This is a genomic window from Novosphingobium sp. TCA1 (assembly GCF_009811895.1).
Lineage (GTDB): Bacteria > Pseudomonadota > Alphaproteobacteria > Sphingomonadales > Sphingomonadaceae > Novosphingobium > Novosphingobium panipatense_A.
This window is the reverse complement of record NZ_BLJH01000001.1, coordinates 432,538-457,003: the sequence shown is the minus strand read 5'-3', so window position 1 is coordinate 457,003 and position 24,466 is coordinate 432,538. Positions and strand designations below refer to the sequence as shown.

Genomic DNA, 24,466 nt, shown 5'->3' with positions numbered 1-24,466 from the left:
ATGGACTTTCCCGAACTCCTGTCCTTTCTCGCCGGCCAACCGCTGCTGGCGCTCGCGCTGGCGGCGATCTTCGTCTCCGTGCTGGGCGGATTGCTGCGCGGCCCCCTGCCGCTGCTCGGCGGCTTCATCCGCGGGCTGGGCAATCTCGGCCTCGTCGCCGCCCTGTTGCTGACGGTGGCGCAGGCGACGCGGCTTACCAGCGGCACGGACTTCGCCTTCCCCGGCCTCGAACTCCCCGAACTCGGCCTGTCGCGCCAGAACGTGAGCGGCGGCGAGACGCGCGTGCCGATGAAGCCGGACGGCCACTTCTGGGTCCGCGCCACGATCAACGGCGTGGAAGGCGACTTCCTCGTCGATACCGGCGCGACGCTGACCGCGATCTCGCCCCGCCTCGCCAACAATGCCGAAGTCCGCGCGCAGCCGCTGCGGCAGAACATCGCCATGCGCACAGCCAACGGCACGGTCGCGGCGCAGCTCGGCACCGTGGACGAACTGCGCTTCGGCAGCGTCGTCGCGCGTCAGCTCGACGTCGTGGTGGCGCCGGGGCTGGAAGACCAGAACGTCATCGGCATGAACCTGCTGTCGAGGCTGGCAAGCTGGCGAGTCGAGGGACGGACGCTGATCCTTGTTCCCCATCACCCGCAACCGGCGACGTGACAACCTAGACATACGTCGTCCCGGATCAAGTCCGGGACGACGATCTACTCTCACTACCCTTGAAACTTGTTGTCCCTAGGGAACCCAACCGGCGGCAGGCGGCCTGCCGCGCCGCGCGCGACTTTCCACATGACCATGTCCTTCTCGTTCCGCGTGCGGCCGGTATCTCCGCCCATGGTCCAGGAAAGGCCGTCCTCCAGCTTGAGCGTCGTGATGTCGGACATGCCGCCATCGCGGTAGCGCTGGAGCGTGACGCCCTGGCCCTTGGCCATGACCGGCAGTTCCTCGAGACTGAAGATCACCAGCTTGCGATTGTCCCCGACCACGGCGACGTGATCGTGCTCGGCCGGGATTTCGTGGACCACGGCAAGCTGCACGCCCGGCTTGGTCGACATGACCGCGCGGCCCTTGCGCGTTTCGGCCAGCAGTTCGTCCGCCTCGGCCGCAAAGCCGCGCCCGGCATTGGAGGCCAGCAGCAGCTGCGCCTTGGGCTTGTAGGGCAGCGCGGCGACGATATGCGCCTCGGCATCGATATCGACCATGGTGCGGATCGGCTCGCCGAAACCGCGCGCGCCCGGCAGCTTGTCGGCACCGAGCGTATAGAAGCGCCCGTTGTCTACCGCGATCAGGATCTTGTCGGTGGTCTGGGCATGGAACGCGAAGGCCGGGCCGTCGCCTTCCTTGAACTTGAAATCGCCGTCTAGCGCAACATGCCCCTTGGCCGCTCGGATCCAGCCGCGCTGCGAGAGGATCACCGTCACCGGCTCCTTCTCGATCATCGCGTCCATCGAGAACTCGACCGTCGGCGTCGCCTGCGCGATCGTGGTGCGGCGGCGGCCGATTTCGGTATTCTCGGCATAGTCCTTGCGCAGATTGGTGAGATCGCGCTTCAGGCGGGTCCGCTGGCGGGCCGGGCTTTCGAGCAGCTTGTTGAGGTCGTCCTGCTCCTTCAGCAGGTCCTCGTGCTCCTTGCGAAGCTCCATTTCCTCAAGCTTGCGCAAGCTGCGCAGGCGCATGTTGAGGATGGCTTCGGCCTGACGGTCGGTCAGTTCGAACTCGGCCATCATCACCGGCTTGGGCTCGTCCTCGGTACGGATGATCTCGATGATCCGGTCGAGGTTGAGATAGGCGATGATGTAACCGGCAACCAGTTCCAGCCGCGCGGCAATCTTGTCCAGCCGGTGCCGGGTACGACGCAGCAGGATGTCGATCTGGCTGTAGACCCATTCCGACAACAGCAGCCGCAGCCCCAGCACCCCCGGCGTGCGATGCGAATCCAGCACGTTGAGGTTGAGCGAGAAGCGGCTTTCCAGGTCGGTCAGCTTGTAGAGGCTCTCCTTGAGCATCTCGGGATCGACATTGCGGCTCTTGGGCACGAAGACGATGCGGATCTGCTCGTCGCTCTCGTCGCGGATGTCTTCGAGGATCGGCAGCTTGCGGTCGGCTATCAGCTGCGCCACCTGCTCGATCAGCTTGCCCTTGGCCAGCATGTAGGGAATTTCGGAAATGACGAGCTGCCACTGGCCGCTGCCGAGTTTCTCTACCCCGGTCTCTTCCCAATTGCCCGCTGCATCCTTGCCGGTCGAAAAGCGCCCACGCACACGGAAGGCGCCCTTGCCGGTCGCATAGGCGTGGCTGATGGCCTCGGGACTGTCGACCACCAGGCCGCCGGTCGCGAAGTCGGGGCCATGGAACACCTGCATGAGCTGGTCATGCTCGGCATGGGGGTTGTCGATCAGCATCATCGTGGCGTCGATGATCTCGGCGACGTTGTGGCTGGGGATCGAGGTGGCCATGCCCACGGCGATACCGGTGGAACCGTTCGCCAACAGGTTCGGGAAGATGCCGGGGAAGATTTCCGGCTCGCTCTCTTCACCGTTGTAGGTGGGAACGAAATCGACGGTGCCTTCGTCCAGCCCCGCCATGAGGTGGATCGCGGTGCGCGTCAGGCGCGCTTCGGTATAACGATAGGCCGCCGCGTTATCGCCGTCGATATTGCCGAAATTGCCCTGCCCCTGCACCAGCGGATAGCGCAGCGAGAAATCCTGCGCGAGGCGGACCATGGCATCGTAGACCGAGGCATCGCCATGCGGGTGATACTTGCCGATCACGTCGCCGACAACGCGGGCCGATTTCTTGTAGGCGCTGGCGGGATCGAGCTTCAGCTGCCGCATCGCCCAGAGCAGGCGGCGGTGGACCGGCTTCATCCCGTCCCGCAAGTCCGGCAGCGAGCGCGCCGTGATCGTGGACAGGGCATAGACCAGATAGCGCTCCGACAGCGCGGCATCGAAAGGCGCATCGACGATGGCGTCGAAAGGATCGGAGTCTTCGTCAGTCGTGGTCACCATGGCCGGGACCCTAGCAGCGCGCATCGCTGTGCCAAAGCCGCTTTTCAGCGTTTTCCATAGCTTGCCGCTCGGATAGCGTCGGCATTCGAATCACTTTGCCATCCAAGGGGGAAACGATGCGCAAGACATTCATGGCGATGACTTTTCTGATGCTCGCCGGTTGCGGGAGCGAACCACCATCCCAGCTTCGGAAAGTCACTGAAGACGCGAAGGAAGAAGCACCCGGCGCCGGAAAGGACGACAAGGACAACCCGATCGCCGTGAGCGCGCCCAACGCGCCGAAGATCGCCTATGTCTACGAATACGGATATCGTCTGGCCGCTGCCTCCATTCCCGAGGTGCAGCGCAAGCAGGCCGATCTCTGCGAGAAGCAGGGTCCGCAAGTCTGCCAGATTCTCGACATGAAACAGAGCGGCAGCGAAGGCGACTATGCCTCGGGCTCGCTCTCGCTGGCCGTCGCGGCACCGCGCGCCCGCGCCTTCGGTAGCGAACTGGGCCGGATCGCGGGCTCTGCAAACGGCGAGGAAGTCTCCAGTTCGATCGCCGGGGAGGATCTCTCGAAGCAGATCGTCGATACCGAGGCCCGCCTGCGCGCCCGCAGCGTGCTGCGCGACCGGCTCATGGAAGTGCTCGCCAGCCGCAAGGGCACCGTTGCCGAACTGGTCGAGGCCGAACGCGGCGTCGCGCAAGTGAACCAGGAGATAGACGAGGCGAAAAGCTGGCTTGCGGAGATGCAGGGCCGCGTCGACTACAGCCGGATCGAACTCACCTACGAAGCCGGAACGCCGTCGAGCGGCGGCTTCATCGGACCTATCCGAAGCGCGCTGGGCAATGTCGGAAGCGTGCTGGGCTACATCATCGGCTTCCTGATCCTGGCGGCCACGGCGCTTGTCCCGCTCGTCCTCGTCGGAATCGGCATCCACCAGGCAGTGAAACTCTATCGCCGCCGCAAGGAGCCGCCTCGGGAGGCCTGAGGCTCACTGTTCACCCGTCGCCCCGGACCTGATCCGGGGCACGGGCTCAACCGATCTGCATATCCCGCGAGACACCGGGTATCTTGACTTCCAGCCCGTCCAGATCGTCGGTCAGTTCGATCTGGCACGAAAGGCGGCTCGTCCGCGCTACCCCGGCGGCCAGGTCGAGCATGTCCTCCTCGTCCATCGAGGCGGGTTCCAGCCTGTCGAACCAGTCGGGCGAGACGATCACATGGCAGGTGGAACAGGCCATCTGCCCTTCGCAGGTGCCCTCCAGCGGCATCCCGGCGCCTTGCGCCACGCGCAGAAGTACGTCCCCCGTCTCGGCCTCTGCCAGGACGAGTTTTCCTTCCGCGGTCAAAAACCTCACGTTCAGCAACTCAGACTCCCTGCGCCGCCGCTGCGGCTTCTATTCGTTCGCAGGCATCCTTCAGCTCCCGAAGGTCACTATATCGCCCGAATCCCAGACGGATAGAGGCTTTGGCGTCGTAATCCGAAAGTCCGATCGCCTTGAGCACGTGACTGGGCCGCCCCGAGCCGCTGGCACAAGCGGAACCCGCGGAAAAGGCCAGATTCCTGAGGTCCGACATGAGCCGCGCCACGTCCAGCCCCGGCAGGCGCACGTTCAGGTTCCCGTGCCAGCGATGCTCGGCCGAACCGTTGAGAGTCCAGCGGCAGAGCACGTCCCGCGCCGCATGCCACAGCGTTTCGACATGGGCCGCGTCCTGCTCCATGCGCGAGGCCGCGAGAGCGGCGGCCGCTCCGAACCCGGCGCAGAGCGCGGGACTGAGCGTGCCCGAACGCAGCCCCTGCTCCTGACCTCCGCCATGGATAATGGGCGCCAGCTCCAGCCCGTCCCGCACCCAGAGCGCGCCGATCCCCTTGGGACCGTAGAGCTTGTGGGCGGAAACCGCGATCAGGTCCGCACCGGCAGGAGGAGCCAGCTTGCCCGCCCCCTGAACGGCATCGCAAAGGAACAGCGCGCCCGCCTGATGGGCATTCCGCGCAAGAGCCTCGACCGGCTGCACCGTACCGATCTCGTTATTGACCTGCATGACCGCAACGAGGCCGGTCCCTGCCGCGATCGGCACCGCAGGATCGACCAGCCCTTCGCCGTCCACCGGCAGGATGGAGTGAGCCGGATCGATCGCCCGCGCGGCATCCAGCACGGCGGCATGCTCGATGGCGGAAACCGCAAGGCGCTTCCTGCCACTACCTGCCAGCGCGAGATTGGCCAGCGCAAGATTGATCGCCTCGGTTGCGCCGGAAGTGAAGATCACCCGCCCCCCCGGCGGCAGGAGCGCGGCAACCTGGTCGCGCGCGACTTCGACGATGGCGGCGGCGGCGCGGCCCGGCCGATGCGGGCTATGCGGATTGGCAAAGCCCATGCCCTCCGGCCCGCCGAGCCAGGGCAACATGGCCTCGCGCGCTTCGGGCGCAAGCGGGGTCGTCGCCTGGTAGTCGAGATAGATCATGCGTTCGCTTTCGCCCAGGCCTCGGCAAAGGCATCGAGGTCTTCCGGCGCGGTGTTCCAGCCTATGCTGACGCGCACGGTGCGGCGGGCAAGGTCCTCGTCGATACCGAAGCCCTTGAGCACCCGACTCTGCTTGAGCGTGCCGGACGAGCAGGCGCTGCCCGCCGAAATCGCGAAACCGGCAGCGTCCATGCGGATCAGCATGGCCGTAGCGGCCAGACGCGGCGCCGCGAGCGCAAAGATATGCGACGATTGCACGCCGGGCTGGATCACTTCGCCGTGCCGTGAAAGCGCATTCCTGAAATCGAAGCGCTGCTCCGCCGTGGTCGCCCAGGCCTCCACGCCGCCCGCTTCCAGCGCCGCCGCGAAGCCCATCGCCCCCGGCAGGTTCTCCGTACCGGCCCGGTAGCCGCGCTCCTGCCCGCCGCTCGGTTCGAGCATGGCGAAATCCCGCACCAGCAAGGCACCGATGCCGACGGGCCCGCCCAGCTTGTGCGCCGAAAGCACGACCATGTCCGCATCGGGAAGCACCATCTTTCCCGCAGACTGCGAACAGTCCGCCAGAACCAGTCCGCCCGCCGCGCGAACCTGCTCGACCAGCGGATTGACCGCGTAAGGAAGCAGGACGGTTCCGGTCTCCGAATTGACCGACTGCACGGCCACGACCGCACGCCCCCCGCCGGTCAGCGCCTGCGCCAGCGCGCCGGGATCGACCTCGCCCTCGCGCATCGGCAGTTCTTCGGCGCCCGGCGCGGCGCGGAACACGGCATCGTGCTCGACGGCCGAGACCAGCCGCCGCTCCGCCTTGGCGCGCCCGAGGCCGAGCGCCAGCGCCTCGCTCGCCCCGGAGGTGAAGATCACCTCTCCCTGCCAGCCCAGGGCTTTCCTCACTCGCTCGCGCGCGTCTTCCAGTGCGGCGCGGGCAGCGCGCCCCTGCTTGTGCGGACTGGACGGGTTGGCCCAGAGCGCGGCACCTTCCAGCCACGCCTCGCGGGCCTGCGGCAGGAGCGGCGTGGTCGCCGCATGGTCGAGATAGATCTGTTGTTCGGCTGACATCGCTTGAAAAGTTGTTTTCGGAGCCAGGGTTTCTATATAGCGGACTTCCCTTTTTCCACTCCCGCGATGGCCGGCGAGCAAATCGCCGCCGTTTTCGCGGGAGTTTCAACAGGTCAGGTTCGCGAAACTTATGCCCGCAGTCATCTTCCCCGGACCCGAAGGTCGCCTTGAAGGCCGCTTCCAGCCCGCACCGCGTCCGCGTGCGCCCGTGGCGATGATCCTGCACCCGCATCCGCAGGCGGGCGGGACGATGAACGACCGCATCACCCAGCACCTCTACAAGACCTTCGTGGCGCGCGGCTTCGCGACCCTGCGCTTCAACTTCCGCGGCGTGGGCCGCAGCCAGGGCAGCTTCGACAACGGCGTGGGCGAACTGTCCGACGCGGCAGCCGCGCTCGACTGGGTACAGTCGATCCACCCGGAAGCCTCGACCACCTGGATCGCGGGCTACTCGTTCGGCGCGCTGATCGGCATGCAGCTGCTAATGCGCCGCCCCGAGATCCGCGGCTTCATCTCGGTAGCCCCGCCCGCCAACATGTACGACTTCTCGTTCCTCGCCCCCTGCCCCGCCTCGGGCATTCTGATCCAGGGCGCGGCGGACACGGTGGTGACGCCGAATGCCGTGCAGAAGCTGGTCGACAAGCTGCGCACGCAGAAGCACATCACCATCCACCACGACGAGATCCCGCGCGCCAATCACTTCTTCGAGAACGAGATGGACGACCTGATGCGCTCGGTCGACAACTACCTCGACATGCGCCTGGCGCCGGATTGCCCGATCAAGTGACGCGAGCCGTTGGCGCCTGCACAGCAGGCGCTTACGCCCTCGCGTCACCCTGAACTTGTTTAGCTCCGCTGGCCTGCGGCTCAGGGTCCATTCCTCAGCCTCGACCGGTGATGTCCGAGTCAGAGCAGAAATGGCGGATTGTTCCTGCAAGCGTCCGATCCAGAACCACGATGGACCCTGAGCCGCAGGCCAGCGGAGCTAAACGAGTTCAGGGTGACGGTTTTGGAACCATCGGGGATCACCCAACACGCAACGCAAAAGGCGCCGGGCTACTCCGGCGCCTTTTGCGTATCCGCCGCCCTCACCAGCGACTCGCCTTCCGAATTCGGCAGGGTCCAGATCGCGACGTTGACGATGAGCACTGCCGCCAGCGCCAGCATCAGGCCCGCCTGCTTGCGATTGCCGCCCCGCCGCCAGAGCGCGATCGCGCCCAGCACGAGCGCGGCGATGGTCAGGGTCATGAGGGAAAGGGCTATATCCATGGCTTATCCCCTACCCCAGTCGCGAGGCGGCGGCGAGCGGGTTTGACTTGGCGGAACCGCGCGGCCAGATTTCGCCGCCATGAAGAACCCTGACATGACGGCCGCATCCCTCTCGCGGCGCACCACGCTCCAGCTCCTTGCCGCAGGCACCGCCGGAATGGCCCTTCCCGGTATAGCCCGGGCAGCCGTTGCATCGCCCCAGGCCGACGCCTCGGCCCTGCTCGATTCGATCGCCTGGCGCCTGCTCGATCACAACCCCGAAGGCGCGACCGGCCTCGGCATCGACGTCGGCGCCCATGCCGCGCTGCGGGCCCGGTCCGAAGACCGCTCCTTCGCGGGCCGCGCCGCCTTGGCAAAGACCCTGCGCGAAGACCTCGCCCGCGTCGAGGCCTTCCCGGCGACTGGCCTCGACCATGCGACGCAGACCAGCCTTGCGGTCGTGCGCAGTGCCTACAAGACCTCGCTAGACGGTTTCGCGCAGCCTTACGGCGACGTCGCAGTGGGGGGCTGGCGCAATACGCCTTACGTCGTGATCCAGAACGTCGGCGCCTACCTCGATACGCCCAAGTTCCTCGATGCCGATCACCCGGTGAAGACCGCCGAGGATGCCGAAGCCTACGTCTCGCGTCTCTCGCAGTTCGACAAGCAGCTCGACGGCGAACTGGAGCGCATCCGCAAGGCCACCGATCAGGGCCTCGTCCCGCCCGACTTCCTGCTCGACCGCGCCATCGCCCAGATGACCAGCACGATCGAGGATGCCCGCAACAGTGGCGGCAGCCTCGTCACCTCGCTGGTCAGCCGCACCAAAACCATTCCGGGCAACTGGGAGAGCCGGGCCAAGGCCATCGTCTCGGCCGAGGTCGTTCCCGCGCTCGAACGCCAGTTGGCCGAACTCAAGCGCCAGCGCGGACTCGCCAAGAGCGATCCGGGCATGCGCGAGCGTCCGCACGGCGCCGAATTCTATGCCTGGGCCTTGCGCGCCAGCACCACCACGCCGGTTCCCGCCGCGGAAATCCACCAGCGCGGGCTTGAGGAACTGGCCGCGCTCCACGCCCGCATGGATCCGATCCTGCGCAAGCTGGGCTACACCACCGGCACCGTGGGCGAACGCATGACCGCGCTCGGCACCGACAAGCGCTTCATGTTCCCCGAGGGCGATCCCGGCCGCGCCGAGATCATGACCTTCATCCGCCACCGCATCGACTGGATCCGTGCCCAGATGCCGCGTGCCTTCCGCGATCCGGTGAAGGGCAATGTCGAAGTGCGCCGCCTGCCGCTGGCCGAAGAGCCCGGCGCGCCGACCGCTTACGGTGGCGCCGGTTCGATCGACGGCTCGGTGCCGGGCAAGATGTGGATCAACTTGCGCACCACCGACCTGCACCGCAAGTACGACCTGCCCACGCTGGTCCATCACGAAGCAATCCCCGGCCATGTCTGGCAGGGCGAATATGCCAACCGCTTGCCGCTGATCCGCTCAATCCTGGCCTTCAACGCCTATTCCGAAGGCTGGGCGCTCTACGGCGAACAGCTTGCCGACGAACTCGGCGCCTATGCCGACGATCCCGTGGGCCAGCTCGGCTATCTCCAGTCGATCGCCTTCCGCGCCTGCCGCATGGTGGTGGACACCGGGCTCCATTCCAAGGGCTGGACCCGCGAACAGGCCGTCCGCTTCTTCATGGAAAAGAACGGCAACAAGCGCGAGGAAGTGGTCAACGAAGTGGACCGCTACTGCTCATGGCCGGGCCAGGCTTGCGGCTACAAGATGGGCCATTCCGAGATCAACCGCCAGCGCACCCGCGCCCAGGAAGCGCTCGGTGCCCGCTACGATCTGCGCGATTTCGATCAGGCCGTGGTCGACGGTGGCAACGTGCCGCTGGACGTGCTGGCGAAGAACATCGACAGCTACATCGCCGCCCACAAGGCGGGTTGAGGAAGACGTCGTCCCGGATCAGGTCCGGGACGACGATAATTCACTTCTTGCCGAAGAAGCCCTTGGCCATATCGGTCAGGTCGTCGATGACGCTGCCGTCGCCGTCCTTGTCGAGGAAGGCGGTGAATTTCGAAGGATCGCTGCCGACCAGGCTGGCGAACTGGCTGAGCGAGCCTTCGCCGCCGATCGCCGCGATAACCTGCTGGATCGTGCCCAGGCCAAGACCGGTCTTCTCTGCCGCCAGTTCTGCCGTGTCACCCTCTTGCTGGTGGGCGAGACCGAGCGCCGCGATCGCCTTTTCCGCCTGCGCCGGCTCCAGCCCGAGCTTCGCAGCGAGGTTGGCCACGTCGGGGTGATCGCTGACTTGTCCAAGGATACCGTCGAAAAGTCCCATGGTCGTTCTCCTAGAGAGAGGGGGAACAAGAAGATGCACGGTCTTGATGACAAAACAAGGGCCCCGGAACCGAAGTTCCGAGGCCCTGTATTTATTTCAGGCCGAATAGTGCCGAAATCGACTCTCCCTCGGCACTTTTCGCAAGTCAGGCGGCGACCGGTGCGGCCTTGCGGACGCCTTCGTCGACATGGGCCTCGAACTGGGTGAAGTTGTCGATGAACTGCTTCACCAGCGTCTGCGCGGTCTTGTCGTACTCGGCGCCGTCGGCCCAGGCGCCGCGCGGATCGAGCAGCTTGCTGTCGACACCCGGAACCGCCACGGGAACCTCGAATCCGAAGTTCGGGTCTTCCTTGAACTCGGCCTCGTTCAGGCTGCCGTCGAGCGCCGCGTTGAGCAGGGCGCGCGTGGCCTTGATCGGCATGCGCTTGATGCCTTCCATCGTCGCCATGCCGCCCGACCAGCCGGTATTGACCAGCCAGCACTTCACGCCGCCCTTGGCGATGCGCTCCTTGAGAAGATTGCCGTAGACCGAGGGGTGACGCGGCATGAAGGGCGCGCCGAAGCAGGTGCTGAAAGTGGCTTCCGGCTCCGTCACGCCGATCTCGGTGCCGGCGACGCGCGCGGTGTAGCCAGAGAGGAAGTGATACATTGCCTGATCGGGCGTGAGACGCGCGATCGGGGGCAGCACGCCATAGGCGTCGGCAGTGAGGAAGATGATGTTCTTCGGCACCGGACCGAGGTTCTTCTCCGAGCAGTTGGGAATGAAGTCGATCGGATAGGAACCTCGGCTGTTCTCCGCCAGCGAGTTGTCATCCAGATCGATACGGCGGGTTTCCGGGTCGATCACCACGTTTTCGAGCACGGTGCCGAAGCGCTTGGTGGTCGCGAAGATTTCCGGTTCGGCCTCGGGCGAAAGGCGGATCATCTTGGCGTAGCAGCCGCCTTCGAAGTTGAACACGGCGGTGTCGGACCAGCCATGCTCGTCGTCCCCGATCAGGGTGCGCGAGGCGTCAGCCGAAAGCGTGGTCTTGCCGGTGCCGGAAAGGCCGAAGAACACGGCCGTGTCGCCTTCGGGGCCGATATTGGCGGAGCAATGCATCGGCATCACGCCCTTGGTGGGCAGCAGGTAGTTGAGAATGCCGAAGACCGACTTCTTCATCTCGCCCGCATAGGCCGTGCCGCCGATCAGGATCAGCTTCTCAGTAAAGTTGACCGCGATCACCGTTTCCGTGCGCGAACCGTGGCGTTCGGGATCGGCCCGGAAGCTCGGCAGGTCGATGATGGTATATTCCGGCACGAAGCCTTCAAGCTCGCTCTCGGTCGGACGCACCAGCAAGGTGCGGATGAAGAGGTTGTGCCAGGCCAGCTCGTTGATCACCCGCACGTTGACGCGGTGTTCGCCCTGCGAGCCGCCGAACAGGTCGGCCACGTAGAGCTGGTCCTTGTCCGCCACGGCCGCGAGGAAATCCTCCTTCAGCGCGGCGAAATGCTGCGGCGTCATCGGCACGTTGGTCTTGCCCCACCAGACCGTATCCTCGGTCTCGGCATCCTTGACGATGAACTTGTCCTTCGCCGAACGCCCGGTGTGCTTGCCGGTCGCCACCACGAACGGACCATCCGCGGCGAGCATGCCCTCGCCGTTCTTGACGGCCTGCTCGATCAGCGGCGCAGTGCCGAGGTTCGCGAGCACATTGGCGCGGGTTTCTATGCCTTGACTGGCGAGCGGATATTTAAGGGAAGCGGCCAATGTCATCTCCTCCATTAAGGGCAGGACCGGCGGGAACCGGGCACGCCCCGACATTTTTGCGCAAGAATCAGCGGCGATTTTTCGCCCATCCTTCTTTTCCGCCAAATTTTCGCAAAAATAAATGGAGCGGGCGAGGTAGACCCGATGCACTTCGACCATTCCGGGGCAATTCGGGACGAGACGCAAAGACGTGGACGGTCAGCACCGCAGTCGCTAGTCACGGCTGTTCGGTTGCATCGGCAAGGAACGCAGCGCAGTCCCATGGCAGACCCCACGGCATCCCCTTCTGCCTCTCCCGAAGAGCTACCCCCTGCACCCGCCCGCCAGCAGTCGATCGCGCTGGTGGACGATGACCGCAACATCCTCACCACCGTCTCCATCGGCCTCCAGGCCGAAGGCTTCGCGACCCGCCTCTACACCGATGGCGAAACCGCGCTGAAAGCCCTGCTGGAAAACCCGCCGGATCTTGCCATCTTCGACGTGAAGATGCCGCGCATGGACGGGCTTCGCCTGCTTCAGGCCCTGCGCGAACAGTCGAGCCTGCCGGTGATCTTCCTGACATCGAAGGACGAGGAACCGGACGAGGCGCTCGGCCTTGCCATGGGCGCGGACGATTACATCACCAAACCCTTCAGCCAGCGCCTGCTGATCGCCCGCATCCGCGCGATCCTGCGCCGCAGCGAACTGGCGAAGGCGACGGGCGAGGAACAGGTGCAGGAAAACCTGCCCGATCCGGTCATGCGCGGTCGCCTCAGTCTCGACCCCGCCCGCCATCAGGTAACCTGGGGCGGCGATCCGGTGTCCCTCACGGTAACCGAATTCCTCATCCTAGAAGCGCTGGCCATGCGGCCGGGCGTGGTGAAGAGCCGCAACCAGCTGATGGACGCGGCCTATAGCGAAGACGTCTATGTGGACGATCGCACGATCGACAGCCACATCAAGCGCCTGCGCCGCAAGTTCCGCGCGGTAGACCCGGAATTTTCGGCCATCGATACGCTCTACGGTGCCGGCTATTCCTTCACCGATGGGTAATCATCCGCGCAAGCGCCGCAAGGCATCCCTTCTCGTCCGCCTGGGACTGTCCTGGCGGGTCTCGCTCACGGCGCGCATCCTGGCCGTCAACGTGATCGCGCTGGCACTGCTCGCGGGCAGCCTTTTCTACATCGACAGCTATCGCCGCGAACTGCTGGACGAGCGTTTCCGCCTGGCCCGCGCCGAAGCCGAAGTCGTTGCCATAACCCTTGCCGGGGAAACTGCCGCGCGGCGGCGCGACCTGATCGCCCGGATCGGCTCGGGCCAGGCCTTGCGCCTGCGCCTGTTCGACCGTGACGGCGATCTTGCGGCAGACAGCTTCGCGCTGGCGCCCCCTTCCTACCGGCTTATCGATCCTGCCACCGAGCCCTGGTTCCAGGACGCCGCCCGCGCGCTCGATCGCGGCATGGACTGGGTGCTGGGCTCGCCGCCGGTCGCCGACTATCACGACGCGCCCGGTGCCGGCGCCTCGGCCTGGCCGGAAGTCGCCGCCGCACTTGCCCGCGGGGCCACCGAGGTCAGCCACAAGGCCGCGCCGGATCGCACACCCGTCATCATCGCCGCGACGCCGGTGGGCAAGAGCGGCGAGGCTCTGCTCGTCACCCGCAATGCCCGCGACATCACCGAGAACGTGCGGATGGCGCGACAGACTCTGGCCATCATCGTCGGCGCGGCGCTGACCGTCTCGATCCTGCTCTCGCTGTTCCTGGCCCGAACCATCGTCGAACCGCTGCGCAAGCTCGTGCGCTCGGCGGTGCGCGTCAGGCTCGGGCGCGACCGCAGCGTGATCGTGCCGCGCCTGCCGGACCGGCGCGACGAGATCGGCCTGCTCGCCCGCGCGATCTCGGACATGAGCGGCGCCCTGCGGCAACGCATCGACGCGGTGGAAAGCTTCGCCGCCGACGTCGCCCACGAATTGAAGAACCCGCTGACCAGCCTGCGCAGCGCGCTCGAAAACCTCGACCGGGTGGACGAGCCGCGATTGCGCAAGCAGCTCCTCGGCATCGCCAAGGATGACGTGCGCCGAATCGATTTTCTTGTCACCGAGATCGCCGACGCCAGCCGTATCGACGCCCAGCTCAGCCGCACGACTTTCGAGCCGGTCGACATGCTGCGGCTGGTCCGGGCGCTCGTCGCCGAGCGCGAGCAGCGCGGCGTCAACGGCGCCTGCAAGGTCCGCGTGATCCGCGAGGCCGACGGCGACCTCGTCGTCGCCGGTGACGCGCCCCGACTGGAGCGCGTGCTCCAGAACCTGCTCGACAATGCGATCTCGTTCTCGCCCGAAGGCACGCCGATCGAAGTCGCTGTCGGACGCAGCGACGGGCGCGTAACGCTTTCCGTGTCGGACCACGGCCCCGGCATCCCGGAAGACGCCCGCGAGCGCATCTTCGAACGCTTCCATTCGCTGCGCCCCGCCAGCGAGGAGTTCGGCAAGCACTCGGGCCTCGGCCTGGCGATCGCCCGCACTATCGCCGAAGCGCATTACGGCAAACTGCGCGCCACCGATCGGACCGACGGCACGCCGGGCGCCCGATTGCTGATCTCGCTGCCCGCCTGGAATAACGAATGAGCCTAAGCGAACCCTTCGCCCGCCAGGCGACTTGCATCGCCATCAAGGGCCGCGCGGTCTTGATCGAAGGCGCTTCCAAGACCGGCAAGTCCAGTCTGGCACTGTCCCTGATCGACCGGGGCGCCGAACTCGTGGGCGACGACGGCGTTCTGCTTAACGCCTCTGCCGGGCGGCTGCTGGCCCAGCCCCATCCCAACACGCGCGGCCTGATCGAAGTCCGCAACCTCGGCATCCTTCGCTTTCCCTGTCTGGACGAGGCACCTGTCGCCCTGATGGTCACGCTGAGCGACGATGCTCCGCGCTTCATCGAGGCCGCGGCGCGCATCGAGGTCGGCGGGATCGCACTGCCCTCCATACACATCTGGCCACACGCAGGCCCCTTGGCCCTCAAAGTCGAACTGGCCTTGTTGCATTATGGCCTCAGCGCGTGACAAACTTGTAAGGACACCTCTTTCCTTTCCCTGCGACCCGGCGCAAACAGCCCACGATGCAGGACGACCTCCCCCCCGCAGCGGCCTCCCATGCCGTCGCCAGCGCACCCGAGCAGGCCCCCAGGCAGAAAGTGCTGCTCGTCACCGGCATGCTCGGCGCGGGCAAGACCACGGTGCTGCGGGTTCTCGAGGATCTCGGTTGGGAAATCATCGACAATTTCCCGGTTCGCCTGCTGGAGCGCATGATCGAGGGCAAGCCGTCCGACGATCCCTCTCCGCTGGCGATCGGCTTCGACTGCCGCACGCGCGGCTTCAACCCGGAGCGGGTCATCGCCCAGGTAAAGGCCCTCGGCGAGCGGCAGGACCTGGAAGTCACCACCTTGTTTCTCGACTGTTCGAGCAAGGAACTGGAGCGCCGTTTCAACGAGACCCGCCGCCGCCACGCGCTCGCCGCGGATGCCCCGGTGGACAGCGGCATCCGCGCCGAGCGGGAATTGCTGGCGCCGCTGCGCCGCTGGGCCGACATTCTGGTCGAAACCACCGAATTCACCTCCAACGATCTCCAGCGCTCGATTCGCGAGCGCTTTGCTGCGGAAGAGCCGGAAGATCTGACCATCACGGTCTCCAGCTTCGGGTTCTCGCGGGGAATGCCGCCGCTCGCCGATTTCGTGTTCGACATGCGCTTCGTGGAAAATCCACATTGGGATTCGGAGTTACGCCCGATGACCGGACAGGACGCGCCGGTGGGCGATTACATCCGCAAGGACCCCGCCTTCGACGAAGCATTTGCGCGGATTCGCGACCTGCTTCTGCTGTTGCTTCCCCGCTATCGCGCCCAGGGCAAGGCCTATGTTCACATCGCTTTCGGCTGTACCGGAGGGCGACACCGATCCGTTTTTACGGCCGAACAGATGGCTGCGGCCTTGCGCGAAGCGGGATTTTCGCCCACATTGTTGCATCGCAACCTGGGCTCGCGGGCTGCTGATCTTCTCGAGGGGGGAAAGTCTCGAAGGGGTCCGGTAGCGTGAACAAAGATTATAAAACCCGGTCGCACTCGCAGGAAATTCGGAGCCTAACCCCAGCATGATCGGCATGATCCTGGTCACTCACGGCAATCTCACCGAGGAATTCGTACACGCGATGGAACACGTCGTCGGAGACCAGTCGGCGGTGGCTACCGTCTGCATCGGTCCCAACGACGACATGGAGCGCCGTCGCAGCGAGATTGCCGAGGCGATCACCGCCGTGGACAGCGGCGAAGGCGTCATCATCCTCACCGACCTGTTCGGCGGCACGCCTTCGAACCTGGCCATCTCGCTGATGCAGGCGGGCAAAGTCGAAGTTATCGCCGGCATCAACCTGCCGATGCTGATTCGCCTGGCCAAGGCGCGCGCCTGCATGTCTGTGCGCGAAGCCGCCGCCGCTGCGCGCGATGCCGGGCGCAACTACATCACGATCGCCAGCGAATACCTGGGACAGGACGCCGCATGAGCGATTTTCGCGAGACGGTTCTCATCGTCAACAAGCGCGGCCTCCACGCCCGCGCCAGTGCCAAGTTCGTCAATCACGTCGCCGAATTGCCTGAATCCGTGCTGGTCACGGTCGGCAAGGACGGCACGGAAGCGGCGGGCAACTCGATCCTCGGCCTGATGATGCTGGGCGCCGCAAAGGGCGACAGCATCGAGATCGCCTGCAAGGGCGAAGGCGCGCAGGACGCGCTCAGCGTGCTGGCCACACTTGTTCGCGACGGTTTCGGCGAAGAATGACTCCTGCCGACCGCGCGGCTTATCGCCGCACCATTACCGGGTTCTCGAATCCGCTGGTGAAGTTCCTGCGCTCGCTCCGCGAGAAGAAGCACCGCAAGCGGGAACAGCGCTTTCTGGCGGAAGGCCTGCGCCTGCTGACCGACGCGCGCGAATGCGGCATCGTGCCGGAAATGCTGGTGATGGCGATCGGCCGCGATCCCCACCCATTGCTCGACGCGCTTGAAGAAGCGGTCGTCGCGGCAGGCGGCGAGATCGTCGAGATGGACGAGGAAATCCTCGCCAAGGTTACCGGCAAGGACAATCCCCAGGCCGTCGCGGGCGTCTTCGCCGAGTTCGATACACGCATTGCCCATCTCGATCGTTCGGCAGCACCGATCTGGCTGGTGGCGCAGGCCCTGCGCGATCCCGGTAATCTCGGCACCATGCTGCGGACGGGCGATGCGGTTGGCGCGGGCGGACTTATCCTGCTTGACGACTGCGCCGATCCCTTTTCGGTCGAAGCGGTGCGCGCCAGCATGGGCGCGATCTTCACGCAGAAAATCGTCATCGCCCGCTGGGATGAATTCCAGGACTGGTTGCGGGCCGGCGATGGGCAACTCGTTGCAGCTTCCTTGCGCGATCCCACCGATTATCGCTGCGCGCCTTATGCCGCCCCCTGCTTCCTGATGGTCGGCAACGAATCGCAGGGCCTGCCGCAGGCCTACGAGGAAGCCTGCGACCTGCGCGTAACCATCCCCATGCGCGGCCGGGCCGACAGCCTGAATGCCGCCGTGGCGGGTGCCGTGCTCGCTTATGAGGCATTGGCGCATCTTGAGGGCGATAGCTGAGAAGCGCGTTCATCCGGGCATCATGTCCGACGTGTAGAGTGCGCCGGTCATGCGTTCCGCCCTGCTTGCCTTCTGCCTTCTGTCGCCCCTCGCCGCCTTTTCCGTAGCATCCTGCTCGGTTCAGGGCGACGATTCACCCCTTGCCCGCACGACCTGGCGTTTTGCGCTGATAGACGGCCAAAGGCCCGATTCGATGGACGCGCGCCTGACTTTCGAAGGAAGCAAGGTGGGCGTTCAGGTCGGCTGCAACCGCATGGACGGGCCATGGCGAATCGACGAGGAACGCCTGATCGCAGGCCCGCTCGCGCTGACAGAAATGACGTGTACGGTTCCTGCCTGGGACCAGGAAAAGGCCGTCAACGCACTTCTTGTCGCGACCCCGCGTTTTGCCGTCGAAGGCAACCACATGATACTGCAATCGAGCGGCCACACCGCCGAACTGGTCCGCGAAGGCGGCCCGATGGAACGGCCCACCCGCACCGCCATCGGCCGCTGAACCGCCTGGACTCGGTGGCCTGAAGCCCCAGGCCTGACGCTTATTCGGCCGCTTCCGTCAGATCGTCCGTTGCGGCAGGCTTTGCCTCGGCAATCGCCTCGATCTCTTCGGCAACCGCTTCGGCGCCATATCGCGGCGTCGATTCGATCTGCGGCACGTCGTCGATCTCGCGCTTGCCGATCTCGATATGCTTGTCCCGCAGGCGACGGCCCGAACTGAGCACGTTGCGTTCGAAGCTGCCGACGAACTTGTTGTAATTGTTGACCGCCGATTCGAGTCCCGCGCCGACGCGCTTCATATGCTCGCTGGCAGTGGCAAGGCGGTCGTAGAGTTCGCCGCCCATCCGGCCGATTTCCCGCGCCTCCCGCGCCAGACCGTCCTGCCGCCAGACTTGTGCCACGGTTCGCGCGATCGCGACGAGATTGGTGGGGGTCGCCAGAAGCACGCGGTTGCGGAACGCGAAGTCCCAGAGTTCCGGGTCCTGTTCGAGTGCCGCCGCGACGAAGTGCTCACCCGGCACGAACATGACGACATAGTCCGGCGCATCCTCGAACTGGCTCTGGTAGCTCTTGGCGCCGAGCGTCTGGACGTGATTGCGCATCGAGGCGACATGCTGACGCAGCGCCGCATCGCGCGTCATCTCGTCCTGCGCCTCGAAGGCTTCCTGATAGGCGTTGAGCGAAACCTTCGCGTCGATCACCAATCGCTTCTGGCCGGGAATATTGACGATGGCATCGGGCCGCAGGCGGCCATCCTCGGTATCGATCGAGTGCTCGGTAACGAAGTCGGTATGCTCGGAAAGGCCGCATTGCTCCAGCACGTTGCGCAGCTGCTGCTCGCCCCAGCGACCGCGCGCCTTGGGGGCGTTGCGCAAGGAATTGCCGAGGCGCTGCGCTTCCTCGCGCACCTTTTCCTGCCCTTCGCGCATCGACTGGATAAGTCCGGTAAGCTGGCCGAACGAATCGACGCGCTTCGCCTCCAGCGATGCCACCTGCTGCTCGTAGGACTTGAGCCGCTCTCCGACCGGGGCCAGCAGCGTGGCGATGCGCTCGGCATTGGCCTTCTCGCTTTCCTCGAACCGCGCACCGGCCCGCCGCAGAAAGGCATCCTGAGCACCCGCGAGCACTTTGGCCCCGGCATTCTCGAACTCCTTGCGCAGCGCTTCCTGCGCTTCGAGAAGAAGGCGTTTCTGTTCGTCGAAATTGGCGGATTTTTCGCGCAAGGTCGCGAGTTCGGAGGCAAGTTCGCGCTGTTCGCGGCGAAGGCTGTCGACCAGTCCCGCATGTTCGGCGCGGGTGCGCTCGAGAACCTGGGTCAGTTCGCCGCGCGTCCGGTCCAGCAACTGGACATGCTCGAACCGCAGCCGCTCGACCGTCTCGCCATGATCCTTGCGCAGCGATTCCACCGCCAGGCCATGCTCCGCGCGGGTGCGTTCGAGCGCATCGGCCAGTTCATCGGCGCGGCTAGCGCGCTCGCTGGCCCCGGCAAGATCGCGAATGGCCGCCCGGAAGCGCTCGTCGAGATCGCGCGCCTCACGGTCGCGGGTCTCGTGCCGCACGCGCCATTCGGCGGCCGGGCGGGAACCTAGGAACCAGCCGGTTGCTAGACCGACAACGAGCGCGAGAATGGCGAGGACAGCGATTTCCATCCGGGAACCCTACCCGGAACGTTTAGAGAACGCCAGCCCCGCCCTATGCTTTTTCCACCAAAGCGGATCAGGCCGCCTTGCGCAGCTTGTCCAGCTTCTTGAGCGCCATCTGGCGCTTGAGCCGCGAGAGGTGGTCGATGAAGAGAATGCCTTCGAGGTGGTCCATCTCGTGCTGGAGACAGGTGGCCATCAGGCCCTCCATGTCCTCTTCATGCACAGTGCCGTCGAGATCCTGCCAGCGGGCGCGGATGCGCGAGGGGCGTTCTACGTCGGCATAGATCTCGGGAACCGAGAGACAGCCTTCCTGGTAGACGGTATGCTCGTCCGACGGATCGAGAATCTCCGGGTTGATGAAGATCCGGGGCTCCCGCCTGGTCGGCTGGTGCGTGTGGTGATGGCCGCCATGGGCAGTGCAGACTTCCGGCTCCGCATCCTCGTCGTCGGGCTGGAGATCGATCACCAGCACGCGCAGCGGCTCGCCCACCTGGATGGCGGCAAGGCCGATGCCCGGCGCATCGTACATGGTTTCGAACATGTCCTCGACGAGCGTCTTGAGCGCGTCGTCGAACTTTTCGACGGGGACCGAAACCTGCTTGAGACGCGGATCGGGAACTTCGAGGATTTCACGGATAGCCATGGCTCGCAAATAAGCGCGATGGCCGATTCTCGCAAGATGGACGCTTCGATGACAGTGATCGGTCAGGCTACCGGTCGTCTAGCGCGAATGGCCTGGGCCAAGGTTCCCTCGTCCAGATAGTCCAGCTCGCCGCCCACCGGCAACCCGTGCGCCAGCTGGGTGATGCGGATCGGAAGTCCTTCCAGGCGCTCGGCAATATAGTGCGCTGTGGTCTGCCCTTCGAGGGTCGCATTCATCGCCAGCACAACCTCGTCGATGCCCCCTTCCTCCACGCGTCGGAGCAGGCTGTCGATCGCCAGATCTTCCGGCCTTACGCCGTCGAGGGCGGAAAGGCGGCCGCCGAGGACGTGATAGCGGCCGTTGAAAAGCCGTGCGCGGTCCAGCGCCCAGAGGTCGGCCACTTCCTCCACGACGCAGAGCGAGCCCGCATCGCGGCGCGGGTCGGCGCAGATGCCGCAGGGGTTGGTGGTATCGATATTGCCGCAAGTGCCGCACTCGACAAGCGCCTCGCGAACGGCGGCGAGCGCATCGACCAGTTGCACCAACGACGTCTCGCGCCGCTTGATCAGCCATAGCACCGCCCGCCGCGCGGAACGGGGGCCGAGGCCGGGAAGGCGCGACAGCGCGGCGGTAAGCGTCTCGATCTCTTGCGATGCCATGGCGGCGGAGATAGGGCCTCTGCAGCCCCAGAGGAAGTGTTTCGGAGAATTCCCCACACCATGCGCATCGTTTTCATGGGTACACCCGATTTCGCGGTGCCCGCTCTCGTCGCGCTGGTCGAGGCCGGGCACGAAGTCGTGGCCGCCTACAGCCAGCCGCCGCGTCCCGGCGGGCGCCGGGGCAAGGAGCTGACCCCCTCCCCCGTCCACCGCGAAGCCGAGGCGCGCGGGATCGAGGTGCGCCATCCCGTTTCGCTGAAAAGCGCGGAGGAGCAGGAGAAGTTCGCCGCACTGGAAGCCGACATCGCGGTCGTGGCGGCCTACGGGCTGCTGCTGCCCCAGGCCGTGCTCGACGCGCCGCGCCTCGGCTGCCTCAACATCCATGCCTCGATCCTGCCGCGCTGGCGCGGTGCCGCGCCGATCCAGCGGGCGATCCTGGCGGGCGATCCGACCACCGGCGTGACCATAATGCAGATGGAAGCCGGGCTGGACACAGGGCCGATGCTGGCCACCCTGCGCACCACGATCGACCGCAAGACCGCGGGCGAGCTGACCGCCGAACTCGCGGAAAAGGGCGCGCAGCTGATGGTCGGCACCTTGCGCGACCTTGCCGTGCATCGCGCCGTCCCCCAGCCCGAAGAGGGCGTCACATATGCCCGGAAGATCGACAAGGCCGAGGCCCGGCTCGACTTCACCGCCCCTGCCGAGCAGGTCGAGCGGCAAGTACGCGCCTTCATGCCCGCGCCGGGTGCCTTCTTCGAACTCGACGGCGAGCGGTACAAGGTGCTGGCCGCCGATAGCGTCGAAGTCTCGGGCTCGGGCGCGCCGGGCACCACGCTCGACGATTCGCTCACCGTCACCTGCGGCGAAGGCGCCCTGCGCGTGACGCGCATCCAGCGCGCGGGCAAGCCCGCCATGGACACCGCAGACCTGCTGCGCGGCCGTGCGATTCCCGCCGGAACGAGGCTCGCTTGACCCGCTTCGCGCTCACTCTCGAATTCGATGGCGCGCCCTACATGGGCCTGCAGCGGCAGGCCCATGGCCCCTCGGTGCAGCAAAGCGTCGAGGAAGCTGCCTTCGCGCTGACCGGCGAGACCACGGCGATGCATGCCGCCGGGCGCACCGATGCGGGCGTCCATGCGCTCGGCATGAAAGTGCATATCGACATCGCGAAGCCGTTCACGCCCTTCCAGTTTTCGGAAGGGATGAACGCGCGGCTGCGGCCCCATCCGATCGCGGTGGTGGCCTGCGAGGTGGTGCCGGACGACTGGCACGCGCGCTTTTCCTGCATCGGCCGTTCCTACATCTACCGAATCGCCAACCGCCGCGCGCCGCTGACGCTGGAGCGCGGCAAGGCCTGGCAGGTGCCCAAGCCGCTCGACGCGGCGGCCATGCACCGCGCCGCGCAGATCCTGGTGGGGTTGCACGATTTCACCACGTTCCGCTCCGCCCATTGCCAGTCGCAGAGCCCGCTCAAGACGCTCGACCGGCTCGACGTCCGCCGCGAGGGCGAGATGGTGCTGATCGAGGCCGAGGCGCGCAGTTTCCTGCATCACCAGGTCCGATCGATGGTCGGCTGCCTCGCGCTGGTCGGCATGGGACGCTGGGAGGAACGACAGCTCGCACAGGCACTGGAAGCGCGCGACCGGCAGGCGCTGGGGCTCAACTCCCCGCCGGACGGACTCTACTTCGTGAAGGCCATCTACCCCGAGGGCTGACGCCGTCACCCCCGCAAGGTGACACTTTGCTTGACACAGTTGACACGGTCCTGGGCGAAAAAACGCGCGCCGGGCCGAAGCTGTCACCTTGTGCGGGGATAGCGGAAGGGAACGGCGACGCATCCGGCCTTCATACCGGAGCGCCTGCCTGTAGGAAAATGCCCGCGCACAGCCCTTCACCGGCACAAAAAAGGGAGGCCGCGGCCTCCCTTTTTCATGTTTCGCTAGATCGGCAGGCTCATGCCTTGCCGACGACGCTTTCGGGCAGGTCGTTGCCGAAGACGCGCTGGTAGTATTCCGCCACCATGACCCGCTCGGTCTCGTCGCACTTGTTGAGGAACGAGAGGCGGAAGGCGAAGCCCACGTCGTTGAAGATCGCGGAGTTCTGCGCCCAGGTGATGACCGTACGCGGGCTCATCACGGTCGAGATATCGCCGTTCATGAAGCCCTGGCGCGTGAAGTCCGCAACCTTGACCATCTGCGAGATGGTCGCGGCATCCACTTGCGGCACCTTCTTCGAGACGATGTCGCTCTCGACCGGCTCGGGCAGGTAATTGAGGCCGACCACCAGGTTCCAGCGGTCCATCTGGCCCTGGTTGATCTGCTGGGTGCCGTGATAGAGGCCGGAGGTGTCGCCCAGGCCGACCGTGTTGGCCGTGGCGAACAGGCGGAAATGCTTGTCCGGGCGGATCACGCGGTTCTGGTCGAGCAGGGTCAGCTTGCCCTCGGTTTCGAGGATGCGCTGGATCACGAACATCACGTCCGGGCGGCCTGCGTCGTATTCGTCGAAGACCAGCGCCACCGGGTGCTGGAGCGCCCAGGGCAGCAGGCCTTCGCGGAATTCGGTAACCTGAAGCCCGTCGCGCAGGACAATGGCATCGCGGCCGATCAGGTCGATACGGCTGATGTGCGCATCGAGGTTGATGCGGATGCACGGCCACTTGAGGCGCGCGGCGACCTGTTCGATATGGGTCGACTTGCCGGTGCCGTGATAGCCCTGCACCATGACGCGGCGGTTGTAGGCAAAGCCCGCCAGGATCGCCAGCGTGGTGTCCGGGTCGAAGACGTAAGTCTCGTCAAGATCGGGAACGCGCTCGTCTGCGACGGAGAAGGCGGGCACCTTCCAGTCGATATCGATTCCGAAGGTCTCGCGCACGTCGAGTTCGATGTCGGGAGCAGCCAGCACGGTGGCGTCACGATTCTCGGCTTTCATGGTCTCGGTCTCAGTCATCGTTGCACTCGCGTAGACAAGCGGGCGCTGCACCGCAACAGGCTTTGCGGTTTATCGGGAACGCAGCGGCACGAAAACGCAGGCACATGTGCCCGATTAGAACTTGTAGCCGAGGCCCAGTGCCACGATGTCCGAGTCCGGCTCGCCGTCATCGACCAGCAAGTGTTTGTATTCGACTTTGGCGTAGACCTTCTCGTTCAGGTCCTGCTCCCAGCCTGTGCTGAGGCCCGCCGCACTGCCGCATTCGCGGCAGTCCTTGGTTTGCCAGTTCGCGGCGGCATAGAGCTTGCTGCCCGGCAGGACGCGGGCGCCGACCCGGCCGCCGACACCCCAGACCACGCGCGTATCGTCTGCCAGGACCTTCTCGGCAAAGCCCTCCCCGCCCACGAAGAACCGTTCGCTGAGGTCGATGTCGTGGCCCACCGTCACGGCCGCGACCGCATGGCTGTCCTCGCGGTTCCAGATCACGCCGCCCGTTCCCTCGACATAGGTCTCTCCGGCAAGCGCGGGGGTCGCGATCGAGGCCAGGGCTGCCGAGACGAGGATGGGCAAGTGACGCATGTGTGGCTCCGATGGAATGATCCACCGCCTGGAAGCGGGCG

Annotated in this window: 26 protein-coding genes; 14 read left to right on the top strand and 12 right to left on the bottom strand. The window is 65.7% G+C overall.

The genetic code is table 11. From position 1 onward, the window contains the following. Window positions 1-657, top strand: coding sequence for a TIGR02281 family clan AA aspartic protease (locus tag NTCA1_RS02160; RefSeq protein WP_159827814.1), 657 nt, complete (start codon window positions 1-3; stop codon window positions 655-657). A gap of 53 nt (window positions 658-710) precedes the next feature. Here NTCA1_RS02160 and parC read toward each other — a convergent pair whose 3' ends face one another. Next, window positions 711-3,005 carry a DNA topoisomerase IV subunit A gene (parC, locus tag NTCA1_RS02155; protein ID WP_159827811.1) on the bottom strand — a complete coding sequence of 765 codons (2,295 nt, stop codon included), beginning with the start codon at window positions 3,003-3,005 and terminating at the stop codon, window positions 711-713. Window positions 3,006-3,121: 116 nt separating this feature from the next. On the opposite strand from parC, the gene NTCA1_RS02150 reads away from it, so the two are divergent. Then, on the top strand, window positions 3,122-3,979 hold the full coding sequence (locus NTCA1_RS02150) for a DUF4349 domain-containing protein (RefSeq protein ID WP_159827808.1): 858 nt from the start codon (window positions 3,122-3,124) through the stop codon (window positions 3,977-3,979). Window positions 3,980-4,025: 46 nt separating this feature from the next. Here the strand turns inward: NTCA1_RS02150 and NTCA1_RS02145 are convergent, their stop codons facing one another. From NTCA1_RS02145 to NTCA1_RS02135, 3 genes are read right to left on the bottom strand one after another with little or no spacing between them, the layout of a single operon-like run. Next, window positions 4,026-4,358 carry a 2Fe-2S iron-sulfur cluster-binding protein gene (locus tag NTCA1_RS02145; protein ID WP_086490391.1) on the bottom strand — a complete coding sequence of 111 codons (333 nt, stop codon included), beginning with the start codon at window positions 4,356-4,358 and terminating at the stop codon, window positions 4,026-4,028. A gap of 1 nt (window position 4,359) precedes the next feature. Next, a complete protein-coding gene (locus NTCA1_RS02140) occupies window positions 4,360-5,454 on the bottom strand; it encodes a cysteine desulfurase family protein (protein WP_159827805.1) in 1,095 nt (364 codons plus the stop codon). Then, on the bottom strand, window positions 5,451-6,509 hold the full coding sequence (locus NTCA1_RS02135) for a cysteine desulfurase family protein (RefSeq protein WP_159827802.1): 1,059 nt from the start codon (window positions 6,507-6,509) through the stop codon (window positions 5,451-5,453). Before NTCA1_RS02135 ends, NTCA1_RS02140 begins: the two co-directional genes overlap by 4 nt. 130 nt (window positions 6,510-6,639) lie before the next feature. On the opposite strand from NTCA1_RS02135, the gene NTCA1_RS02130 reads away from it, so the two are divergent. Further along, the gene (locus NTCA1_RS02130) at window positions 6,640-7,296 is read left to right on the top strand and encodes an alpha/beta hydrolase (RefSeq protein ID WP_086490394.1); all 657 of its coding nucleotides are present in this window, start codon (window positions 6,640-6,642) and stop codon (window positions 7,294-7,296) included. A 269-nt stretch (window positions 7,297-7,565) separates the two neighbouring features. Here the strand turns inward: NTCA1_RS02130 and NTCA1_RS02125 are convergent, their stop codons facing one another. Further along, a complete protein-coding gene (locus tag NTCA1_RS02125) occupies window positions 7,566-7,778 on the bottom strand; it encodes a hypothetical protein (protein WP_086490395.1) in 213 nt (70 codons plus the stop codon). A 94-nt stretch (window positions 7,779-7,872) separates the two neighbouring features. Between NTCA1_RS02125 and NTCA1_RS02120 the strand changes: the two genes are divergently transcribed. Beyond that, window positions 7,873-9,708, top strand: a complete 1,836-nt coding sequence (locus tag NTCA1_RS02120; RefSeq protein WP_236549046.1) for a DUF885 family protein — start codon at window positions 7,873-7,875, stop codon at window positions 9,706-9,708. 40 nt (window positions 9,709-9,748) lie between these two features. Here the strand turns inward: NTCA1_RS02120 and NTCA1_RS02115 are convergent, their stop codons facing one another. Together NTCA1_RS02115 and NTCA1_RS02110 are read right to left on the bottom strand one after the other, a co-directional pair. Beyond that, a complete protein-coding gene (locus NTCA1_RS02115) occupies window positions 9,749-10,102 on the bottom strand; it encodes a hypothetical protein (RefSeq protein ID WP_133084267.1) in 354 nt (117 codons plus the stop codon). Between the two features lie 145 nt (window positions 10,103-10,247). Next, window positions 10,248-11,855 carry a phosphoenolpyruvate carboxykinase gene (locus NTCA1_RS02110; RefSeq protein ID WP_201282393.1) on the bottom strand — a complete coding sequence of 536 codons (1,608 nt, stop codon included), beginning with the start codon at window positions 11,853-11,855 and terminating at the stop codon, window positions 10,248-10,250. Window positions 11,856-12,110: 255 nt separating this feature from the next. Here NTCA1_RS02110 and NTCA1_RS02105 point away from each other — a divergent pair, with 255 nt between their 5' ends. Genes NTCA1_RS02105 through NTCA1_RS02070 form a run of 8 tightly spaced genes read left to right on the top strand, consistent with a single transcriptional unit; the run spans window position 12,111 to window position 17,971 of the window. Continuing rightward, window positions 12,111-12,881: a response regulator transcription factor gene (locus NTCA1_RS02105; RefSeq protein ID WP_086490398.1), complete on the top strand. Its 771-nt coding sequence runs from the start codon at window positions 12,111-12,113 to the stop codon at window positions 12,879-12,881. After that, window positions 12,874-14,451, top strand: a complete 1,578-nt coding sequence (locus NTCA1_RS02100; RefSeq protein WP_159827794.1) for a stimulus-sensing domain-containing protein — start codon at window positions 12,874-12,876, stop codon at window positions 14,449-14,451. The genes NTCA1_RS02105 and NTCA1_RS02100 overlap by 8 nt, the downstream gene beginning before the upstream one ends. Further along, window positions 14,448-14,882, top strand: coding sequence for an HPr kinase/phosphorylase (locus NTCA1_RS02095; RefSeq protein WP_086490400.1), 435 nt, complete (start codon window positions 14,448-14,450; stop codon window positions 14,880-14,882). The genes NTCA1_RS02100 and NTCA1_RS02095 overlap by 4 nt, the downstream gene beginning before the upstream one ends. 56 nt (window positions 14,883-14,938) lie before the next feature. Further along, a complete protein-coding gene (gene rapZ, locus NTCA1_RS02090; protein WP_086490401.1) occupies window positions 14,939-15,910 on the top strand; it encodes an RNase adapter RapZ in 972 nt (323 codons plus the stop codon). 55 nt (window positions 15,911-15,965) lie between these two features. Next, the gene (locus NTCA1_RS02085) at window positions 15,966-16,373 is read left to right on the top strand and encodes a PTS sugar transporter subunit IIA (RefSeq protein WP_159827791.1); all 408 of its coding nucleotides are present in this window, start codon (window positions 15,966-15,968) and stop codon (window positions 16,371-16,373) included. After that, window positions 16,370-16,648, top strand: a complete 279-nt coding sequence (locus tag NTCA1_RS02080; protein ID WP_086490403.1) for an HPr family phosphocarrier protein — start codon at window positions 16,370-16,372, stop codon at window positions 16,646-16,648. Before NTCA1_RS02085 ends, NTCA1_RS02080 begins: the two co-directional genes overlap by 4 nt. Then, complete coding sequence (locus NTCA1_RS02075; protein ID WP_086490404.1) at window positions 16,645-17,475, top strand: RNA methyltransferase; 831 nt, start codon at window positions 16,645-16,647, stop codon at window positions 17,473-17,475. The genes NTCA1_RS02080 and NTCA1_RS02075 overlap by 4 nt, the downstream gene beginning before the upstream one ends. Before the next feature lie 49 nt (window positions 17,476-17,524). Continuing rightward, window positions 17,525-17,971, top strand: a complete 447-nt coding sequence (locus NTCA1_RS02070; protein ID WP_086490405.1) for an META domain-containing protein — start codon at window positions 17,525-17,527, stop codon at window positions 17,969-17,971. Window positions 17,972-18,011: 40 nt separating this feature from the next. Here the strand turns inward: NTCA1_RS02070 and rmuC are convergent, their stop codons facing one another. The 3 genes from rmuC to recR form a co-directional block, all read right to left on the bottom strand. Further along, window positions 18,012-19,619, bottom strand: a complete 1,608-nt coding sequence (gene rmuC, locus NTCA1_RS02065; protein ID WP_159827788.1) for a DNA recombination protein RmuC — start codon at window positions 19,617-19,619, stop codon at window positions 18,012-18,014. A gap of 67 nt (window positions 19,620-19,686) precedes the next feature. Beyond that, a complete protein-coding gene (gene def / locus NTCA1_RS02060; protein ID WP_133084265.1) occupies window positions 19,687-20,256 on the bottom strand; it encodes a peptide deformylase in 570 nt (189 codons plus the stop codon). Window positions 20,257-20,318: 62 nt separating this feature from the next. Then, window positions 20,319-20,915 carry a recombination mediator RecR gene (recR, locus tag NTCA1_RS02055; RefSeq protein WP_159827785.1) on the bottom strand — a complete coding sequence of 199 codons (597 nt, stop codon included), beginning with the start codon at window positions 20,913-20,915 and terminating at the stop codon, window positions 20,319-20,321. A gap of 60 nt (window positions 20,916-20,975) precedes the next feature. Here recR and fmt point away from each other — a divergent pair, with 60 nt between their 5' ends. Further along, on the top strand, window positions 20,976-21,890 hold the full coding sequence (gene fmt / locus NTCA1_RS02050; RefSeq protein WP_159827782.1) for a methionyl-tRNA formyltransferase: 915 nt from the start codon (window positions 20,976-20,978) through the stop codon (window positions 21,888-21,890). After that, window positions 21,887-22,633, top strand: a complete 747-nt coding sequence (gene truA / locus NTCA1_RS02045; RefSeq protein WP_159827779.1) for a tRNA pseudouridine(38-40) synthase TruA — start codon at window positions 21,887-21,889, stop codon at window positions 22,631-22,633. The genes fmt and truA overlap by 4 nt, the downstream gene beginning before the upstream one ends. A gap of 238 nt (window positions 22,634-22,871) precedes the next feature. Here the strand turns inward: truA and cobS are convergent, their stop codons facing one another. Beyond that, the gene (gene cobS, locus NTCA1_RS02040; RefSeq protein WP_086490411.1) at window positions 22,872-23,864 is read right to left on the bottom strand and encodes a cobaltochelatase subunit CobS; all 993 of its coding nucleotides are present in this window, start codon (window positions 23,862-23,864) and stop codon (window positions 22,872-22,874) included. Between the two features lie 96 nt (window positions 23,865-23,960). Beyond that, window positions 23,961-24,425 (bottom strand): hypothetical protein, encoded by a 465-nt coding sequence (locus NTCA1_RS02035; protein WP_086490412.1) that lies wholly within the window; start codon window positions 24,423-24,425, stop codon window positions 23,961-23,963. Between the last annotated feature and the right edge of the window lie 41 nt (window positions 24,426-24,466).

Bases quoted from the DNA above. Each gene is read 5' to 3' on its own strand.
- NTCA1_RS02160 (WP_159827814.1), top strand. From the start codon at position 1: ATGGACTTTCCCGAACTCCTGTCCTTTCTCGCCGGCCAACCGCTGCTG.
- parC (WP_159827811.1), bottom strand. From the start codon at position 3,005: ATGGTGACCACGACTGACGAAGACTCCGATCCTTTCGACGCCATCGTC.
- NTCA1_RS02150 (WP_159827808.1), top strand. From the start codon at position 3,122: ATGCGCAAGACATTCATGGCGATGACTTTTCTGATGCTCGCCGGTTGC.
- NTCA1_RS02140 (WP_159827805.1), bottom strand. From the start codon at position 5,454: ATGATCTATCTCGACTACCAGGCGACGACCCCGCTTGCGCCCGAAGCG.
- NTCA1_RS02135 (WP_159827802.1), bottom strand. From the start codon at position 6,509: ATGTCAGCCGAACAACAGATCTATCTCGACCATGCGGCGACCACGCCG.
- NTCA1_RS02130 (WP_086490394.1), top strand. From the start codon at position 6,640: ATGCCCGCAGTCATCTTCCCCGGACCCGAAGGTCGCCTTGAAGGCCGC.
- NTCA1_RS02125 (WP_086490395.1), bottom strand. From the start codon at position 7,778: ATGGATATAGCCCTTTCCCTCATGACCCTGACCATCGCCGCGCTCGTG.
- NTCA1_RS02120 (WP_236549046.1), top strand. From the start codon at position 7,873: ATGACGGCCGCATCCCTCTCGCGGCGCACCACGCTCCAGCTCCTTGCC.
- NTCA1_RS02115 (WP_133084267.1), bottom strand. From the start codon at position 10,102: ATGGGACTTTTCGACGGTATCCTTGGACAAGTCAGCGATCACCCCGAC.
- NTCA1_RS02110 (WP_201282393.1), bottom strand. From the start codon at position 11,855: ATGACATTGGCCGCTTCCCTTAAATATCCGCTCGCCAGTCAAGGCATA.
- NTCA1_RS02105 (WP_086490398.1), top strand. From the start codon at position 12,111: ATGGCAGACCCCACGGCATCCCCTTCTGCCTCTCCCGAAGAGCTACCC.
- NTCA1_RS02100 (WP_159827794.1), top strand. From the start codon at position 12,874: ATGGGTAATCATCCGCGCAAGCGCCGCAAGGCATCCCTTCTCGTCCGC.
- NTCA1_RS02095 (WP_086490400.1), top strand. From the start codon at position 14,448: ATGAGCCTAAGCGAACCCTTCGCCCGCCAGGCGACTTGCATCGCCATC.
- rapZ (WP_086490401.1), top strand. From the start codon at position 14,939: ATGCAGGACGACCTCCCCCCCGCAGCGGCCTCCCATGCCGTCGCCAGC.
- NTCA1_RS02085 (WP_159827791.1), top strand. From the start codon at position 15,966: ATGATCGGCATGATCCTGGTCACTCACGGCAATCTCACCGAGGAATTC.
- NTCA1_RS02080 (WP_086490403.1), top strand. From the start codon at position 16,370: ATGAGCGATTTTCGCGAGACGGTTCTCATCGTCAACAAGCGCGGCCTC.
- NTCA1_RS02075 (WP_086490404.1), top strand. From the start codon at position 16,645: ATGACTCCTGCCGACCGCGCGGCTTATCGCCGCACCATTACCGGGTTC.
- NTCA1_RS02070 (WP_086490405.1), top strand. From the start codon at position 17,525: ATGCGTTCCGCCCTGCTTGCCTTCTGCCTTCTGTCGCCCCTCGCCGCC.
- rmuC (WP_159827788.1), bottom strand. From the start codon at position 19,619: ATGGAAATCGCTGTCCTCGCCATTCTCGCGCTCGTTGTCGGTCTAGCA.
- def (WP_133084265.1), bottom strand. From the start codon at position 20,256: ATGGCTATCCGTGAAATCCTCGAAGTTCCCGATCCGCGTCTCAAGCAG.
- recR (WP_159827785.1), bottom strand. From the start codon at position 20,915: ATGGCATCGCAAGAGATCGAGACGCTTACCGCCGCGCTGTCGCGCCTT.
- fmt (WP_159827782.1), top strand. From the start codon at position 20,976: ATGCGCATCGTTTTCATGGGTACACCCGATTTCGCGGTGCCCGCTCTC.
- cobS (WP_086490411.1), bottom strand. From the start codon at position 23,864: ATGACTGAGACCGAGACCATGAAAGCCGAGAATCGTGACGCCACCGTG.
- NTCA1_RS02035 (WP_086490412.1), bottom strand. From the start codon at position 24,425: ATGCGTCACTTGCCCATCCTCGTCTCGGCAGCCCTGGCCTCGATCGCG.